The sequence below is a fragment of the Oceanisphaera litoralis genome, assembly GCF_016907015.1.
Classification (GTDB): Bacteria; Pseudomonadota; Gammaproteobacteria; order Enterobacterales; family Aeromonadaceae; genus Oceanimonas; species Oceanimonas litoralis.
The window spans coordinates 1-16,479 of record NZ_JAFBBE010000022.1 but is presented as its reverse complement, the minus strand read 5'-3'; the positions used below and the strand labels follow the sequence as shown (position 1 = coordinate 16,479).

The window sequence follows — 16,479 nt, the reverse complement described above, 5'->3', positions numbered from 1 at the left end:
CTTACTCCTCTTTATTGAGCCAGTCCTGTAGTAAAAACAGGCCACAGATGCTGCGCGCTTCACTGAAATCGGGCCGGGCCATCAGCTGGTCAAGCTGGTCCAGTGGCCAGGGCACCACATCGAGCGGCTCCGGCTCATCCCCCTCGCGCCGTTCAGGATACAGATCCCGCGCCAATAAAATATCCATACGACTGCCAAAATAACCGGGTGCCAGGGTCACCTGCTTCAGCGGCGTCAGTTGCCGTGCACCGTAGCCGATTTCTTCCATCAACTCCCGGTTGCCCGCCTCCATGGCGTCCTCACCCGGATCGATCAATCCCTTGGGAAAACCCAGTTCATAGCTGTGGGTTCCGGCGGAATATTCGCGGATCAGCAATATCGTCTGCTCATCGAGCAGCGGCACCAGCATCACGGCGCCACGACCGCTGTTACGCATACGCTCATACACCCGTTGCACACCGTTACTGAATTGGAGATGAACCGATTCCACCTTGAAAAGACGGCTCTGTGCCACCAATTCCGTATGCAGTATCTCGGGTTTTTGTTTCTTGTCCGCCATGGCTGTTTCCGTCTTTTCGCTCACCCTGATCAGAGATTATCGTAACTCTCGGTAAACGTCTGCCCACAAGTTGCCGGAACCCGGGTTTTGCCGGCACCGATATACGCTCCGGACCCGGGCATCTGGTATAATTCTGGCTCGGTTTTAACGAGAGCGAGCGCAATGAACGGAGAAAACCCATCCATCCGCCTGGACAAATGGCTGTGGGCCGCCCGCTTCTACAAGACTCGCAGCCTGGCCCGCACCATGATTGACGGCGGCAAGGTGCACTACAATGGCCAGCGCAGCAAACCCAGCAAGCAGGTGGAAGTCGGCGCCCTGATCCGTCTGCGTCAGGGTAACGATGAAAAGGAAGTCGTGGTGCTGGCACTGTCGGAACACAGAGGCAAGGCAGAGCAGGCTCAGCGTCTGTACCGGGAAACCGAAGACAGCGTCAAGAAACGCGATCAAAACGCCGAGGCCCGCAAATTCAACAGCCAGTTTGCCCCCAGCCCCGAACGCCGGCCGGACAAAAAGGAGCGGCGCACCCTGCTTAAAATCAAGCAGAATAACTGATGCGGCCAGGGGACAAGGCTTCCGCCCCGCAGACCGAACGGCCGGGGTCTGGCAACCACCAGCGACAAACGACTTACACTATATATAACGAATATACAGACGATCACGGCACTCAGCCCATACAGGATTTTTTATGACTCACATCGATCAACTTCATCGTTATCTGTTCGACAACTATCAGGTTCGGGGCGAGCTGGTACAGTTGCAGCAGAGCTTTCATCAGGTGCTGGCATCCCAGGCCTATCCGGCACCGGTGCAACGGCTGCTGGGCGAGCTGCTCACCGCCACCAGCCTGCTGACCGCCACCCTCAAGTTTGAAGGGCATATCACGGTACAGCTGCAGGGTGACGGCCCCGTGTCTCTGGCCGTGATCAACGGCGACCATCGGCAGCAGCTGCGTGGCGTGGCCCGCTGGGAAGGCGAAGTACCCGACAGCGACAAACTGGCCGACATCGTCGGCAAGGGCTATCTGGCCATTACCATTACTCCCGATAACGGCGAGCGTTATCAGGGCATTGTCGAACTGGGAGAACACTCCCTGAGCGAGAGCCTGGAAAACTACTTTGCCCAGTCCGAGCAACTGAACACCCGTATCTGGCTGTTTACCGATGTGCAGCACGAGCAGCCTCGCTGTGCCGGCATGCTGCTGCAGGAATTGCCCGGTGGCCAGAACGGCGACTTTACCCACCTCGAGGCCCTGACTCACACCATCAAGGCCGACGAGCTGTTGAATCTGGACGCGCACGAGATTCTGTATCGCCTCTATCATCAGGAAGCGGTGCGGGTGTTCGATCCGCAGCCAGTCACCTTTCAATGCACCTGCTCGCGGGAAAAATGCGAACAGGCGCTGCTGCAGGTTGGCCCGCAAGAGGCTCACGATATAGTGAAGGAAAAAGGTAAAATCGACATGCACTGTGATTATTGCGGCCAGCAATATCAGTTCGATGAGGCCGCATTGCAAAACCTGTTTAATGACTCGCCAACACTTCATTGACATTCCCAGTGCAATAAAGAGGGGTTTTGTGCCCCTTTTTATTTAATTTGTCGTGCTAAACCCTAAATTTTGACACTGATCCCCTAAATGCCTCGCAATTCCTGATAGGCTGCCGCCATCAATTATTCCTTCACTCTGCTTATCCAACCCTTTGCACCAGGAGATAATAATGACGTCCCAGGCTCAGCAACTAGGCCTTTCGCAATACGGTATCAACGATGTTACCGAGATCCTTCATAACCCCTCTTACGAACTGTTGTTCGCAGAAGAAACCCGTGCGGATCTGGAAGGCTACGAAAAAGGCGTGGAAACCAGCCTGGGCGCCGTTGCCGTGGACACCGGTATCTTTACCGGCCGTTCTCCCAAGGATAAATACATCGTCCGTGACGATGTCACCCGCGACACCGTCTGGTGGGCCGATCAGGGCAAGAACGACAACAAGCCGATGAGCCAGGAAACCTGGGTCGAGCTGAAAGCCCTGGTCACCAGGCAGCTGTCCGGCAAGCGTCTGTTCGTGGTCGACACCTACTGTGGTGCCAACCCGGATACCCGCCTGGCCGTGCGCTTCGTGACCGAAGTGGCCTGGCAGGCGCATTTCGTGAAGAACATGTTCATCCGCCCCTCCGACGCCGAGCTGGCCGGCTTCGAGCCCGACTTCGTGGTGATGAACGGCGCCAAGTGCAGTAACCCCAACTGGAAAGAACAGGGTCTGAACAGCGAGAACTTCGTGGCCTTCAACCTGACCGAGCGGGTACAGCTGATCGGCGGCACCTGGTACGGTGGCGAAATGAAGAAAGGCATGTTCTCCATGATGAACTACCTGCTGCCGCTGAAGGGCATTGCCTCCATGCACTGCTCCGCCAACGTGGGTAAAGACGGCGACGTGGCCATCTTCTTCGGCCTGTCCGGCACCGGCAAGACCACCCTGTCCACCGATCCCCAGCGCGAGCTGATCGGCGACGACGAGCATGGCTGGGACGACGACGGCGTGTTCAACTTCGAAGGCGGCTGCTATGCCAAGACCATCAAGCTGAGCCAGGAAAACGAGCCGGAAATCTACGCCGCCATCCGCCGCGATGCGCTGCTGGAAAACGTCACCGTTAAAGAAGACGGCACCATCGACTTCGATGATGGTTCCAAGACCGAGAACACCCGTGTCTCCTACCCCATCCATCATATCGACAACATCGTCAAGCCGGTATCCAAGGCCGGTCATGCCAAGAAGGTGATCTTCCTGACTGCCGATGCCTTCGGTGTACTGCCCCCGGTGAGCAAGCTGACCCGTGAGCAGGCCGAATACCACTTCCTGTCCGGCTTTACCGCCAAACTGGCAGGCACCGAGCGTGGTATTACCGAGCCGACGCCGACCTTCTCCAGCTGTTTCGGTGCCGCCTTCCTGAGCCTGCACCCGACCCGGTACGCCGAGGTGCTGGCCAAGCGCATGGACGCCGCCGGCGCCGAAGCCTACCTGGTCAACACCGGCTGGAACGGTACCGGCAAGCGGATTTCCATCAAGGCAACCCGTGCCATCATCAATGCCATCCTCGACGGTTCCATCGAAGATGCCGAGTTCGTTCAGCTGCCCTACTTCAACATGGCGATACCGACCGCGTTGAACGGTGTGGAAGACGCCTCCATTCTGGACCCGCGCAACACCTACGCCGACCCGGCCGAGTGGGACGTCAAGGCACGGGATCTGGCCAAGCGCTTCGTGGACAACTTCGACAAGTTCACCGACACCAAAGAAGGCAAGGCCCTGGTCGCCGCCGGCCCCCAGCTGTAATTCCCGCTAAACGCGTTATCAACAAAGACCCCAGCCAAGGCTGGGGTCTTTTTTTAGATTCGGTTCCCACGCTCGCTATCATTTCACTGCGGCGGCAGCTTGTCGTTCCACCCTTGCAACCAGACCCCCACCTGTTCCGCCGGCATGGGTCGTGAGATGCCATAGCCCTGCACATAGTGGCAACCGAGCTGCTGCAACCGTTCGCCCTGTTCCGACTTCTCCACCCCCTCCGCAATCACCGTCATTCTCAGCGCCGCGGCCAGCTGTACCACGCTTTCCACCATGCTGACATCATGGGCATTCGACAAGAGATCGCAGATGAAACTGCGATCAATCTTGATGATATCGACCGGCAGTCGATTGAGGTGGGACAACGAAGAGTAACCGGTGCCGAAATTGTCGAACGAAATACTCAGTCCCAACTGCCGACACCGCTCCAGCACGGCGACCGCACCGTGAATATCGGCCAGTACCGCGCTCTCCTGAAACTCCAGTTCCAGCAACGAGGGCGACACCTCGGGATGCCGGCTCAACAGCCGACCCAGCTCATCGATAAAGTCCGGGTGCATCAACTGGCCGGCGCTGACATTGAAACTGATCCGGTACTGCACCCCCTGCCGACACCAGTGCGTCATCTGCTCCAGTACCTGTTCGATCACCCAGCGCCCCAGCTCGAACTCCATGGCGCTGCCGATAATAATCGACAAAAATTCCGCCGGTTCCACTATGCCCCTCCGAGGATGCTGCCAGCGCAGCAGGGCTTCCAGCCCTATCATCTGCCTGCTGAACAGATCGATCTTGGGCTGGTAATACAGTAGAAACTCCCCCTGCCGGAAGGCATGGATCAATTGTGTCAGCTGCTGCTGCCGCTGATGTTCCTGCCGATGCAGCTCGGCGTCGAAGAACACATAGGTATTCTTGCCCTGCTTCTTGGCCTGATACATGGCCTGATCCGCGTAGCGCAACAGCAACTCGGCTTCATCGGCATCCTGCGGATACAGGGCCACACCGATGCTGGCCGATACCCGGACCTGCTGGCCATCCAGCTCCAGAGGTTCACGGATCACGACCAGTACCCGTTCGAGAATCTCATCGCATTCCAGATCATTGTGCAGCCCGGTAAACAGCAGGGCGAACTCGTCACCACCCAGACGGGCCAGGGCATCACAACTACGGGTAATCAGGCCCAGTCGCTTGCTTACCTCGACCAGCAGGCGATCACCGGCCGCATGCCCCAGGCTGTCGTTGATCTGCTTGAATCCATCCAGATCCAGATAACAGACCGCCAGCTTGCCCTTGCTGCGCACCGCCGAGGAAATGGCCCGCTCCAGCAGTTCACCGAACAACAACCGGTTCGGTATCCGGGTCAATACATCGTGGCAGGCCTGACGCTTCAGCTCCGCTTCGTGTTCTTTCAGATAGGTAATATCGGAGAAAATCGCCGCGTGATGCAGCACCTGGCCATCATTGTCTCGGATCACGGACACCGCCAGCAGCAACGAATAGGCTTCACCATTCTTGCGCCGGCTGCGGCACTCGCCCTGCCAGTCATCCCGGGTTTCAAGGTGTCGACGCAACTCGGCACCAAAGTCGTCTTCATCGTCCTCGGTCCGCAGCAGATCCGGGGGGCGTCCCACCACCTCCTCGGGCAGGTAACCGGTAATGCGGGTAAAGGCCGGATTGACATGGGTCACATGATTATCGGCATCGGTCAGCATGATGCCGTCATAACTGAACTCGAACACCAGGGCTGCCAGCCGCTGCTGGTTTTCGATGTCCTTCTGTGCGCTGATGTCGTGTCCCACGCACAGCATGTCGCCATTGGGCAGCATGATGTTGGCCCACTGCGTGGTCAGTCGGCGACCGGCCCGGTCAAAGGGCCGCCACTCTCTGAACTCCGAACTGTTATGGGCGCCAAAGGTCTCCATCACCCGACGCTGCTCTTCCGGATCGGGATAGAAGAGGCTGAGGGGGGCCGGATGATGCTGCAACTCCTCGAAACTCCAGCCAAATACCCGTTCGGATTCGTCGTTCCATAAAATGCAGCGTCCCCGGGCATTGAAACCGTTGATCAGTATGGGAGCCTGATTGAACAGCGACTTGAGCCGGCTCAGCAGACGCCGGGAAGCCCCCTCCCGTTTATGCTGGTGCGCATTCAGCTCCCGCTCGCGCCGCAACTCGCGCCAAAGCAGGGCCCCATGCGCGGCCAGAACGTCCAGAGCCCGGCGCCTCGCCGGCGCCAGGGCCACAGGCGGCTCGGTATACTCCAGCAACAACAGCCCGCGCAGGCGCCCACGCGATACCGGTACCGCCAGATAATGACCAGAAGCACGGGTATCGAGGCCGATGTCGGTGCCGGTAATGGCGCAATAAAACCGTTGTTGCTGCCAGAGGGTCTGGTAATGTGCGTCCCGCCATGCGGAGCAGGAGCGGAAACGACTGCCCACAACTCGCGGTGACGCCGGCTCACCATCGTGAAAAAAAGCAAAACAGGCCAGTGCCGCGCTCGCCTCGGCGGCCGCCTGCGCACAGAGGAAGTCCCAGTACGGCGCCTCTTCGGTGGCGACATCTGTCGTTCCGTTCGGCAATGCGTCCTGATCCTGATTTAATCGCATATCCATGCTCATCCTGATTACCGCCCTATCGGGTGAACAGGCCATCCTGGCCCACCATGCCCCCTCGCCAACGTCGTTCGGACCGCTCACTCGCCATGGATCTATAAAAACAGCCAAGTCAGGCCTCAATCATAGAACATCATCGAATACCCCGTGCATCGGGGCTTATGGCTGCCAAAGCTCTCTGGCCACGTCAAAGCAGCCCCCGGCCAACGGGCCGGCATGCTCATCGCTACGCATCACCCCCAGAAACACCAAAGCCAGCCCTGGCGGCTGGCTTTTTGTGTCCTGCTTGGGGCTTGTGGCCCTGGCTCCCGGCCTTTCACCCGCTTCGAGTGTGGCCTTTGTGGTGCTTACCGGTCTGGTATCCCGGTTTGCGACAGGCTCCGAGGGTATCGGTCTGTCTGTTCCCAGAAGGTGAAACCATCTTACCCCTTATGCCGGGGTGAGTGGTTGCGAATGAAATGCCAAATCCCCTTCCTTAAGCAACAAGTCACCCCTTATACTCCATATCAAGAACAATCATTTCATCAGGTGAATATTTTGAGCAAGCCATTGCAACTGGATCGTACCGACAGGCGTATTCTGGAGCTGATGCAGCGCCACGGCCGCATCAGCAACCTGGAGCTGGCCGAGCGCATCGGGCTGTCGCCCTCGCCCTGCTCCCGCCGGGTCAAGGCGCTGGAAGAAGCCGGCCTTATCGCCGACCACGTTACCCTGCTCAACGCCAACAAACTGGGCCTGAGCCTGCTGGCCTATATTCATATCTCGCTGGACAGGCACACCCCGGAACGATTCGAGACCTTCGACACGGCCATCAACGGCTTTTCCGAGGTGCTGGAATGCGACCTGATCACCGGCACCGAGGCCGATTATCAGCTAAAGGTAATAGTGCGCGACATGGAGCACTACCAGCAGTTTTTGCTGGGCAAGCTGACCCGACTGGATGGCGTGACCGGCGTGCGCTCCAGCTTCGTACTGCGGCGAATAAAGCACGACACCGCCCTGCCGCTGGATCATTTGGGCTGACGCTGTGAGGGGTGAGGGGTGAGGGGTGAGGGGTGAGGGGTGAGGTTTTCTGGAGAACGACACCATGATGAGCTGCGAACAACACGATTATATCGAGATTGCCTGCCTGTACCGGTATCCGGTGATCCTGACGCTCACATCCGGAGCCGAACTGGTGGGCATCGCCCTCGATACCGCCCGTAACGAGCTACGACAGGAGTGCATCAGGATACGGGACCATGACGCGGAGCATCTGGTGCCCCTGGCAACCATTAGCCGCATGACGGCCAATATCGACAACCCGCACTTTCGGGTAATCAGCTTCGATTGAGTTGCCATCTGTCATCCACTTGCTATGGTAATGGGACTCAAACAAACATAACGATTCAGGGTCTTCGATCTCCTCCGGGCTGACTGAGACCCGAACGTCACCATGGAAAAAGATGATACGGATTTATCATTTTGATTGAAAAGGAATTTTCATATGTCAGGGATCTTTGGCTTTACATGCACATCTTGTGGCGAGCGACATGAAGGCTCACCCAGTTTTGCCTTTAGGGCGCCCGATCCTTATCTGGAACAGCCGCCGGACGTTCAGGCCCGTGGCAGCCTGGGAAAGGATCTGTGTCATTACCAGGATGAAGAGGGTGAGCATTATTTTATACGGGTGGTGCTGGATATTCCTATTCACGGAATGGCCCAGCCCTTTATCTGGGGCGTTTGGGTGTCGCTAAGCCGACAAAGCTATCAGCACTATCGGGCCCACCATGCCCAACCCGACATCAATGCCGCCTACTTTGGCTGGCTGTGCAATTCCCTGCCCTGGTATTCAAACACCTATGCGTTGGCCACCAGCGTTCACCCCCTCGATGCAAACCACAGACCCTGTATTACGCTGCACGAAGCGGATCACGAGCTGATTCACGACTTCAAACACGGCATCAGTATTGCCAAGGCACAGCAGATTGCCGAGCTGTGCCTGCATCAAACCGCGGCACAGAAGGCATGAGGGCCGGGGCTACACCGGATTTTTGGTCGAGCCCTGGCCGCAGAAACGACTGCTGTCGTAATAGAACAAACTTGAGATGGCGGGCCAGCGACGCCAGATGACCGGCGATTTTCCTGCCCATGGGCTGACCGTTTCGGCTGCCGTAGTCCGCATCAAGCTACGTCGCCAACCGGGCCTGGCTGATTGACAACAAGTGTCCATCTGGAAGTAAAGCAGGGACTATTCCAATCATTTATTCATGACGAATCCATAGAGGCCATGGACTCATCGTTACACTTTGGATAATATTCGAATGACTCCATATGGCGAAATCAGTCATGTAACGGAATTTGCGCACCACTTAAATAAGGGATCAATCCTGGTCCTGACTTTCTGTTTTATTAAAACCACTGATTACCTGACATAAAATGGAGTTTTATTTCAGCAACCAAGCTGTTCACCATATAAAAATCACTTTTTCGGGATGAGAAAATGAAATCTTTATTAACGCTCGCTCTGGTTACATCACTGACCACAGGATGTGCATCACAATTAAACTCCATGCAAAAGCGGGAGTACCAAGCGTTCAAGTATGACAACGTCTTGATAGAAGAAAAGAACCCCTCTGCTGGTGCCGCGCTGGGCATCCTTCCCGGCGGCGGATCCTTTTATGCCCGTGAGCCCGCTCTTGGCGTCGTCAACCTCTTGCTATGGCCCCTTTCTGCACTGTGGGATCCCGTCAGCGGATATGAAGGGGCCATGGCAATCAACTATGACATCACCAAACAAAAAATCCTGAGAGACAAAAGAAAAGAAATCTCCATGCTTGATGATAAAGTAACCACCGGTGAGCTGGATAGCATAGGGTACGTCAAGGCAAAAAGAGAGATTGAACAGAAGTACGACTATAACTAAGCATCGTTGACAGAAATCATGTTTACAAAATAGAAGGGGCATACATTCAGTGTATGACCCTTATCACTTCAGCCTCACGAATCACATCAAGCCCCATTGATGACACGGCATTAGCCGCCATAGCACGATCCCCCTTGCTTACCCCCTCAGGGCTTTCTTCTTCTGCACTGCTGGGACACAATAGCCGACACCTGTCAGGCCATTGAACATACCCGTATGAAAACCAACCTGATCACCCGCGCCGGCTGGCACAAGCTGGACGAAGAGCTCAAACATCTGTGGAAGGTGGAACGCCCCGCCGTCACCCAGTCGGTGTCGGAAGCCGCCGCCCTCGGCGATCGCAGCGAGAACGCCGAAATACGGAAGTAACCCCAAAAACCATACTATGACATTTAACTTATTGTTTTTATTAAAATAAAAAATAGTACAATACCAATTAAGTATACTTTTTTATTGAGTTCCATCATCCTCGGTAAGTAAATTTTGTGCGCTTTCTGAAAGGCGCACATTTTTCAGCCAAAGCGCAACAACCTCGCTGGCTGAGAGCATGTTCCAATTAAAATGCTCATTGAGGTAGACCTTAGAAAAAATGGCTTCAAAAGATGAAGTAAGGACAGTGGGTGGTAAAGACCAATTTTTCATCAATTTCCACCCCTTACTTTCTACGTGCTGGACATAGTCTCCGACAAACTTTGTAAAGTAATTTTTTTCAATATAATCAGGTGCAGGTTTTTTTCGCATGTAAACGATGGTTTCTTTGGCCTGCATATTAAACGTAAAATTAACACTGAGAGGAGAATACTTTTTTGACAAGTGTTCTAAAAGAGCATTTAGCACATTTGAATTATCGATTGGCAGCACATACTCTTTACTGATCTCCTGTACAAGTTGATATAATTTATACAACTGAATTTCTTTAATAATATTATTAATGCTTGCCACTTCATTAATAGATAAAGTGATTGACTGTAGTTTTTGATAAAGTATGGCATTTACATTCGACACCACAACCTCACCATTTAGTTTTGGATGGTTAAGATATATACCTATTTTCACCCGTTCAGGATGACGATATCTTTTATATTTCTTATCATATATCAACCGTTCAGAGTCACCATGCAGCAACTTACTTGCACTTTTAACCTCTACTGGCAATTCATATATATAAGTTATGACCCCCTTACGAAGAAAAGAAGTCAGCATATCCATGTCAATTGTAGAAATGCCTGTTATTAAAATATCCTCCGGTGACTCATATAAGAAACAATCATCATTTTTAACTCTACCAGCTAAGAGTGCTAACAAGAAAAGAGTTTCTTCAAATGAAAGAGATTCCAAATTAAATGTTTCTTGAAGGTGGTCATTTTTATATCGCTGTATAGTCTGACGGGCATCTCCAAGTAATTTATTTTCTCTTACATCTAAACATTCACGACATACGAAGCCATTAAAATTCCTCATTCGATCGCGGTAGCCAGCTCTACTATTAACTGGAGATTTACACTGACATTCCTCACAACTAAAAGCGGAATGGGAAGTTAAAAAACTACAATTCCTTATTAAAGCCATAATGAAGCGAACTCCTTCAGATTTATGGCAAGCATCTATTTCCTTTACGGTGTATAAAAACCCTCTGGCAGATGCATCACACGTTACCCAGTAGTCATTAATTGCTTTTATCTCATCTTCTCTCACATCAGCTGGATAACAAATCATATCTAAATCCTCTCGACCTGCTCATATAATAAACACTGTTAATTTCGCGCCAAAGACATCTTAGCTAAACGTTTGGAGGCTACGCTGGTACAGCCGCTTTGGGCAATAGACCGCCCGCACCTTCGTATTCTGACCATGCATACCCAATAGGGAAGCTGCTCTCTTAACGGAAGGCTTACCCTACACCCAGGGCGAGAGCATACTTTGCTGTTAATTTAACCAAAGAACAGTTGAGCCCGGTAATCGTCGTTCCAACTGGCCCGTTTCAGCTTGTTGTGCTGACTCGGTGAGCCACACTCGCTTTGCTTGAGGATGTTCATGATAAACCGCCGGAACAAGGCCATGTTTTCGACAGCGTATCCTGTGGCAATCCGTGAAGCATCTTCGTTGAGCACGACATCCAGCACGTAATACTGGCCGTTTTCTATACGCCAGAGCTGACGGATATAGTGTCCCAGCAGCTTATGTTTGGGTGACATTGAGCTGACATAGTAAGAAGTATCCACTGTCCCTTTACCATTGATGGTACGGTGCCGTTCAACGGCGATGATGCTGCGGATAGTCGGCCATTTCTCTGTCAGTTCTTCAGGCAGTTTCGCTTTCAATTGAAAGACATAGCGCTCTTCCTTGCGCTCATGACCAGTTTCTTTGTGCTCGACAACGACTTTCTCTTTACCGGCATCGAAAACGGCCTGAAACTGAGACTGAACCGCCTCCCGTAGCTTGAGCTGATTGTGCTTTACCTGTACCACCACATGGGCTTTTTTTATCCTGAATTTTCTCCAGCGCCTCACGCTGACAGTGCACTGCATCAAGTGTAACCATAGCGAACGATTTTACCGGTTAATGAACCAAGTAATACCTGTGCGGGGAAAGACCCAAGCGAGGCTATATAAAATGACTAGCTTACTCATTCCAATGTAGCGGAACTTTATGGCTCGACTGTAGTAACCTGGGAATGCATATAGTAAGTGCAACACTCATGGCTTGAGGCGAAAGGAGGCCAACCGCTGATAGTGGTATGCTTCTCATCGCCCAAATCAAAGCTGAATTACCATGAGTTACCAACCGTTGACCGAGGGGAAACGATACCAAATATCGACTCTTCTTGCAGAAGGTATTTCGTTTTCTCAGATAGCCCAGAAGGTAGGGGGTCATCGTGGCGTTGTTTCCTAAATCAGGGAACTATCTGCTTCTTCCGTGATCTGATCTCCTGACGAACGGACTCGGGAGCAGCACAATGGGCAAGGCACGACACAACATCAGTAACTGGCGGCAGTACAATCGAGCCTTGATTAATCGTCGCTCACTTACCTTCTGGGCTGATGAACAGGCCATCGAACAGTGGCATTGTCATCAGCACCATGGCCGCTGGGGTCGCGGTTTCCAATACAGCGATAGTGCCATTGAAACGGCGCTGACGCTCAAAGCCTTCTTCGGCTTGCCGTTGCGGGCATTGGAAGGATTTATCAACTCCGTTTTTCAGCTGATGGACGTGCCGCTGACCTCGCCGGGATACAGCAGTATCAGCAAACGCGCCAAAACCGTGGACGTGAAGTACCGCTTGCCGAGTAAAGGCGCGGTCACTCATCTGGTTATCGATGCCACCGGGCTGAAGGTGTTCGGTGACGGCGAATGGAAACAACGTAAACATGGCAAGGGTAAGCGCCGGGTCTGGCGTAAGTTGCACCTTGCGGTCGATGCGCGAACCCACGAGGTGATTGCCGCTGAAGTCAGCCTGGAAAACGTGGCGGATAACGAGGTACTGCCGACGCTGCTCAACCCGCTTCGGCGCCGGTTGCACCAGGTCTCGGGTGATGGAGCTTACGATACCAAGGAGTGCCATCAGTTACTGCTCCGGAAAGGCAGCAAAGCGACCATTCCACCTCGCAAGAATGCCGGTTATTGGGATGAAGGACATCCAAGGAACGAGGCCGTTACTGCGCTGAAATCAGGTCACCTGTCCGACTGGAAAACCACGTCTGGCTACCATCAGCGGTCGCTGGCGGAAACGGCGATGTCCCGATACAAGCAGTTGGTTAATCCCAAGTTGAGCTTGCGTAACTACAACGGCCAAGTCGGTGAAATCCTGGCCGGTGTTAAGGTCATGAACAAAGTCATAGGTCTTGGTATGCCTGTTCGTCAGCCGGTCAGTTAAGGGCGGAAAGCCCTTTAGGGACAGGCTGTCTCGGCTTTGATTTGATCAACAAGGCCTGGTTGATGACATCAGCACTGATTGCTGCACTCACAGGAGGCTTCCCTTCATGGAGTAATCCCAACCACACCATAGTTGTGTTACTTGTTCATGTCTTCCTGATATTTAAGTGCCAAGTTTTGAGCTTCAATAAGAGTTTTTGAATCTAACATTTTTGCTATTCTATCCCTCTCTTTAATAGCAAAGTCAGGATTATGGTGGGACTTGCTGTTGGCCACAGATAATGATGCCCAAATGTAGGCTTGCACTAAGTCTTTGGGGATGCCCACCCCATGCTCATAGCGATAACTTAAGCGTCTTTGGGAGTAACTATCGCCTGCTTTTGCTGTCTTAATGTATAACTCAGTGGCTTTTTCTTCGTCTTTATCGTAATAAATTCCTGAACTATATAATCTAGCTAATATTGCATAGGATACCATGTTTCCAGCATTGGCTCCTTGCTCGTAGAATTCTACTGCCTTTTCATAGTTTTGCACTACTCCCCGACCATTTTCATACATAGACCCAAGAAAATTAAATGAGCGTAAGTCACCGTTTTTTATGGCCATCTCATAAAATTTTTTTGCTTTCCTATAATCTTTATTAATGTCACCAACCCCGCGCATGTAAAGATTTGCAATTCTAATTGGAGCTGATGGGCTGCCTTTTTTTGCTGCGGATAGGTATAGCTCAATGCTACCTTTGTAGTCTTTTAATCTATACTTATCATCTGCTTTTTTTATTATTTCTAATGTTTCTTTTGTCTCACCATGATCAGGTGGGCCAGCTGAGAAGCTTTGGTTGCTGAACGATATTAATAGCGACACAAACAAAGCTGAAGTTATTTTTTTAAGCATCACAATGTCCTTTTATAACTCTTTGACTATTGTTATTTTTGCTGCTTGTTTCGTCGAACCACGAATAGTTCTGTAGGTAGTAACCCCATGGTAAACTCCAATGAAGTTATGTATATGAGTACCTTCGTATAAGGTTTTACTAGATTTTATCATTAGTGGCATAGTATTAGTTGCCACCCATGGGTGATCTGCAATAACGAGATATGTGTTGTTGTTTAGTGCCTGCTTAACTTTATAAAGTCTGGCACCGTAACTGGCAAAGGCAATATTTTTATTCGCTAGTAAATTTGAACTCATAACTAACTTAGTAACTTCTAATCTTTCTTTAAGTGGTTTTACTCCATATCGGGTTGCTATTTTTTTTATTTCATTTTGGAAGGCTCTCTCGGCATCTTCCTTTTCTTGCCTTTTTTTAATGGCCAGCAACCTGTTATTTTCTACGATTATTTTTTGTCTCTCGGCGAATTCACCACGACAGAGCTTGTCTATTTCATTTAATTCCCCTCTATCGAATACTATTTCCTTGATTGATTCATTGGGAGGGTAGAACATTATTGGCTTGTCGCTAATCATTGCTTTATAAAAATTATCATCGCTTCCGTTTTTTGATATAACTATGTGGCGTACTACTCCACCTCCTCTAAGTATGAATTTGGATGTAGAAAATAGACCCGAGGATTTTATTGGCACACTATAATAATCAGGATTACAAGTTAAGGATATATCACCATATTGCTCAGAGCTTAAGGTGCACTCTAAATTACTAGGATTGCATATAGTTTCAACCCTATGCTTAGATAAAACAGTATCTAAAAAACTTTCTGTTACTGAGCTACTACAGCCAGACAAAACAAAGGCCATGACTAATAACTTGATTATTAAAATAATTTTCATTTTATCCCTATTGAGTGAGTTTCCCCTGACATTAAACCTTCAAAAAAACCGCCTAACAAGGCGGCTTTAATGTATTTAGTTTTCTAACCAGATTAACCCTCAAGTCCTAAAATGCCAAGTTAGTGAACGCTAAATTCCTAAAAATACATGCTTACTGCATCATCTAAGGTCGATACGACTCAAAGTACTTAGCTGCGATAGCCTGCGCTTCTGTTAAACCATCAAAAGAAAGCTGCTTAGCTACATGGTCACGGTCTCTTTTGGCTTTCTCATTACCATTAGCAACAGAAGTCGATAGCCATGCGTACGCCTGTTTGTGATCTTGCGGTACGCCATCACCCCTGATGTAAGATGCTCCTAAGTTAAACTGCGCATCTACATCACCCTGTTCAGCGGCTTTGCGGTACCAATCCACCGCCAGTCGGGCATCCTTTGGGACTCCACTCCCCACATAGTAAGCATTCCCCAGGTTAAGCTGGGCATCTTTATTCCCCTGTTCTGCGGCCTTACGGTACCATTTTACTGCCTGTTCATCGTCTTGCTGGATGCCAAGCCCGTTGCTATACAGCAGTCCCAGAATGAGTTGAGCTCCAGCAACCCCCTGCTCGGCAGCCTTGCGGTTCCACTTTACCGCCAACTGGTAGTCCTGCGGAACCTCTCCACCAATGTAATACCTGCCTCCTAAGATTACTTGAGCTCCAACATGGCCCTGTTCGGCGGCCTTGGTATGCCAATCCATTGCCTGTTTGAAATCCTGCGGAACACCATCACCATTCCAGTACAACACCCCTAAGCTGTTTTGAGCTTGAGCAAGCCCCTGCTCGGCAGCCCGGTGGTACCAATCCAATGCTAACTGGAAGTCCTGAGGGACACCGTCACCAGTCCAGTACATAGCACCCATGTTAAATTGAGCTTGAGCGAGCCCCTGTTCGGCAGCCTTGCGGTACCAATCCAATGCTAACTGGAAGTCCTGTGGTACCCCTTTACCTTCCCTGTACATCCCCCCTAGATTGTTCTGCGCTTTAGCAAATCCCTGTTCGGCAGATTTACGGTACCATGCTTCCGCAAGCTGGAAGTCCTGCTCTACCCCATCTCCAGTGTGGTACATCTTCCCTAGGCTATATTGAGCCTCGGCATGTCCATATTCGGCCGCCTTTTCGTAATAGCTAATCGCTCTCTCGTAGCTTTTTGGTGCATCATCACCGTTATGATATTTCTCCCCTAAGCTAAATTGCTCTCTGGCTTTATCTTGCTTAGATGAGGGATCGACTATCCCGTCGCATCCGAAACCAGCAATCGCTAAAACCTTAGCCATCCCCTCATATGAGCTAGAGCTGGCGCGGCCTCGCGGGTAGACTACCCGTCTTTGAACCAAACTCGACGGCACGGCAGCTCATGATC

15 protein-coding genes and 2 pseudogenes are annotated in these 16,479 nt (G+C 51.5%); 10 read left to right on the top strand and 7 right to left on the bottom strand.

Going from position 1 to position 16,479, the window contains the following annotated elements; genetic code table 11:
* Position 1: 1 nt before the first annotated feature.
* Positions 2-559, bottom strand: a complete 558-nt coding sequence (nudE, locus tag HNR62_RS13170) for an ADP compounds hydrolase NudE (RefSeq protein WP_204796551.1) — start codon at positions 557-559, stop codon at positions 2-4.
* Positions 560-721: 162 nt separating this feature from the next.
* Here nudE and hslR point away from each other — a divergent pair, with 162 nt between their 5' ends.
* From hslR to pckA, 3 genes are all read left to right on the top strand, one after another.
* Entirely contained in the window at positions 722-1,114 is a 393-nt protein-coding gene (gene hslR, locus HNR62_RS13165; RefSeq protein ID WP_204796550.1) for a ribosome-associated heat shock protein Hsp15, read from the top strand.
* Positions 1,115-1,247: 133 nt separating this feature from the next.
* Entirely contained in the window at positions 1,248-2,108 is an 861-nt protein-coding gene (hslO, locus tag HNR62_RS13160) for an Hsp33 family molecular chaperone HslO (protein ID WP_204796549.1), read from the top strand.
* Between the two features lie 169 nt (positions 2,109-2,277).
* A complete protein-coding gene (pckA, locus tag HNR62_RS13155; RefSeq protein WP_204796548.1) occupies positions 2,278-3,891 on the top strand; it encodes a phosphoenolpyruvate carboxykinase (ATP) in 1,614 nt (537 codons plus the stop codon).
* A gap of 83 nt (positions 3,892-3,974) precedes the next feature.
* Here the strand turns inward: pckA and HNR62_RS13150 are convergent, their stop codons facing one another.
* Positions 3,975-6,512, bottom strand: coding sequence for a putative bifunctional diguanylate cyclase/phosphodiesterase (locus tag HNR62_RS13150; RefSeq protein ID WP_239552805.1), 2,538 nt, complete (start codon positions 6,510-6,512; stop codon positions 3,975-3,977).
* A 537-nt stretch (positions 6,513-7,049) separates the two neighbouring features.
* On the opposite strand from HNR62_RS13150, the gene HNR62_RS13145 reads away from it, so the two are divergent.
* From HNR62_RS13145 to HNR62_RS13125, 5 genes are all read left to right on the top strand, one after another.
* Entirely contained in the window at positions 7,050-7,535 is a 486-nt protein-coding gene (locus tag HNR62_RS13145) for an Lrp/AsnC family transcriptional regulator (protein ID WP_204796547.1), read from the top strand.
* 64 nt (positions 7,536-7,599) lie between these two features.
* Positions 7,600-7,845: a Rho-binding antiterminator gene (locus HNR62_RS13140; RefSeq protein ID WP_204796546.1), complete on the top strand. Its 246-nt coding sequence runs from the start codon at positions 7,600-7,602 to the stop codon at positions 7,843-7,845.
* 153 nt (positions 7,846-7,998) lie between these two features.
* Positions 7,999-8,523: a DUF2199 domain-containing protein gene (locus HNR62_RS13135; protein WP_204796545.1), complete on the top strand. Its 525-nt coding sequence runs from the start codon at positions 7,999-8,001 to the stop codon at positions 8,521-8,523.
* A 471-nt stretch (positions 8,524-8,994) separates the two neighbouring features.
* Complete coding sequence (locus tag HNR62_RS13130) at positions 8,995-9,417, top strand: hypothetical protein (RefSeq protein ID WP_204796544.1); 423 nt, start codon at positions 8,995-8,997, stop codon at positions 9,415-9,417.
* A gap of 216 nt (positions 9,418-9,633) precedes the next feature.
* Positions 9,634-9,786 carry a hypothetical protein gene (locus HNR62_RS13125; RefSeq protein WP_239552804.1) on the top strand — a complete coding sequence of 51 codons (153 nt, stop codon included), beginning with the start codon at positions 9,634-9,636 and terminating at the stop codon, positions 9,784-9,786.
* Positions 9,787-9,867: 81 nt separating this feature from the next.
* Here the strand turns inward: HNR62_RS13125 and HNR62_RS13120 are convergent, their stop codons facing one another.
* Positions 9,868-11,133: a hypothetical protein gene (locus tag HNR62_RS13120; RefSeq protein ID WP_204796543.1), complete on the bottom strand. Its 1,266-nt coding sequence runs from the start codon at positions 11,131-11,133 to the stop codon at positions 9,868-9,870.
* Between the two features lie 215 nt (positions 11,134-11,348).
* Positions 11,349-11,961 (bottom strand): annotated as a pseudogene (locus HNR62_RS13115) (ISAs1 family transposase); the annotation flags it as partial.
* 228 nt (positions 11,962-12,189) lie between these two features.
* Between HNR62_RS13115 and HNR62_RS13110 the strand changes: the two are divergent.
* Both HNR62_RS13110 and HNR62_RS13105 read left to right on the top strand, forming a co-directional pair.
* Positions 12,190-12,303 (top strand): annotated as a pseudogene (locus HNR62_RS13110) (IS30 family transposase); the annotation flags it as partial.
* 70 nt (positions 12,304-12,373) lie between these two features.
* A complete protein-coding gene (locus HNR62_RS13105; protein ID WP_204796541.1) occupies positions 12,374-13,291 on the top strand; it encodes an IS5 family transposase in 918 nt (305 codons plus the stop codon).
* A 137-nt stretch (positions 13,292-13,428) separates the two neighbouring features.
* On the opposite strand, the gene HNR62_RS13100 is transcribed toward HNR62_RS13105, so the two are convergent.
* From HNR62_RS13100 to HNR62_RS13090, 3 genes are all read right to left on the bottom strand, one after another.
* On the bottom strand, positions 13,429-14,184 hold the full coding sequence (locus HNR62_RS13100; RefSeq protein WP_204796540.1) for a tetratricopeptide repeat protein: 756 nt from the start codon (positions 14,182-14,184) through the stop codon (positions 13,429-13,431).
* Between the two features lie 12 nt (positions 14,185-14,196).
* Positions 14,197-15,078 (bottom strand): hypothetical protein, encoded by an 882-nt coding sequence (locus tag HNR62_RS13095; RefSeq protein WP_204796539.1) that lies wholly within the window; start codon positions 15,076-15,078, stop codon positions 14,197-14,199.
* Between the two features lie 163 nt (positions 15,079-15,241).
* Positions 15,242-16,393 (bottom strand): SEL1-like repeat protein, encoded by a 1,152-nt coding sequence (locus tag HNR62_RS13090; protein WP_204796538.1) that lies wholly within the window; start codon positions 16,391-16,393, stop codon positions 15,242-15,244.
* Positions 16,394-16,479: the final 86 nt, after the last annotated feature.

Bases quoted from the DNA above. Each gene is read 5' to 3' on its own strand.
- nudE (WP_204796551.1), bottom strand. From the start codon at position 559: ATGGCGGACAAGAAACAAAAACCCGAGATACTGCATACGGAATTGGTG.
- HNR62_RS13135 (WP_204796545.1), top strand. From the start codon at position 7,999: ATGTCAGGGATCTTTGGCTTTACATGCACATCTTGTGGCGAGCGACAT.
- HNR62_RS13120 (WP_204796543.1), bottom strand. From the start codon at position 11,133: ATGATTTGTTATCCAGCTGATGTGAGAGAAGATGAGATAAAAGCAATT.
- HNR62_RS13125 (WP_239552804.1), top strand. From the start codon at position 9,634: ATGAAAACCAACCTGATCACCCGCGCCGGCTGGCACAAGCTGGACGAA.
- HNR62_RS13090 (WP_204796538.1), bottom strand. From the start codon at position 16,393: ATGGCTAAGGTTTTAGCGATTGCTGGTTTCGGATGCGACGGGATAGTC.
- HNR62_RS13150 (WP_239552805.1), bottom strand. From the start codon at position 6,512: ATGGATATGCGATTAAATCAGGATCAGGACGCATTGCCGAACGGAACG.
- HNR62_RS13100 (WP_204796540.1), bottom strand. From the start codon at position 14,184: ATGCTTAAAAAAATAACTTCAGCTTTGTTTGTGTCGCTATTAATATCG.
- HNR62_RS13095 (WP_204796539.1), bottom strand. From the start codon at position 15,078: ATGAAAATTATTTTAATAATCAAGTTATTAGTCATGGCCTTTGTTTTG.
- hslO (WP_204796549.1), top strand. From the start codon at position 1,248: ATGACTCACATCGATCAACTTCATCGTTATCTGTTCGACAACTATCAG.
- pckA (WP_204796548.1), top strand. From the start codon at position 2,278: ATGACGTCCCAGGCTCAGCAACTAGGCCTTTCGCAATACGGTATCAAC.
- hslR (WP_204796550.1), top strand. From the start codon at position 722: ATGAACGGAGAAAACCCATCCATCCGCCTGGACAAATGGCTGTGGGCC.
- HNR62_RS13140 (WP_204796546.1), top strand. From the start codon at position 7,600: ATGATGAGCTGCGAACAACACGATTATATCGAGATTGCCTGCCTGTAC.
- HNR62_RS13105 (WP_204796541.1), top strand. From the start codon at position 12,374: ATGGGCAAGGCACGACACAACATCAGTAACTGGCGGCAGTACAATCGA.
- HNR62_RS13130 (WP_204796544.1), top strand. From the start codon at position 8,995: ATGAAATCTTTATTAACGCTCGCTCTGGTTACATCACTGACCACAGGA.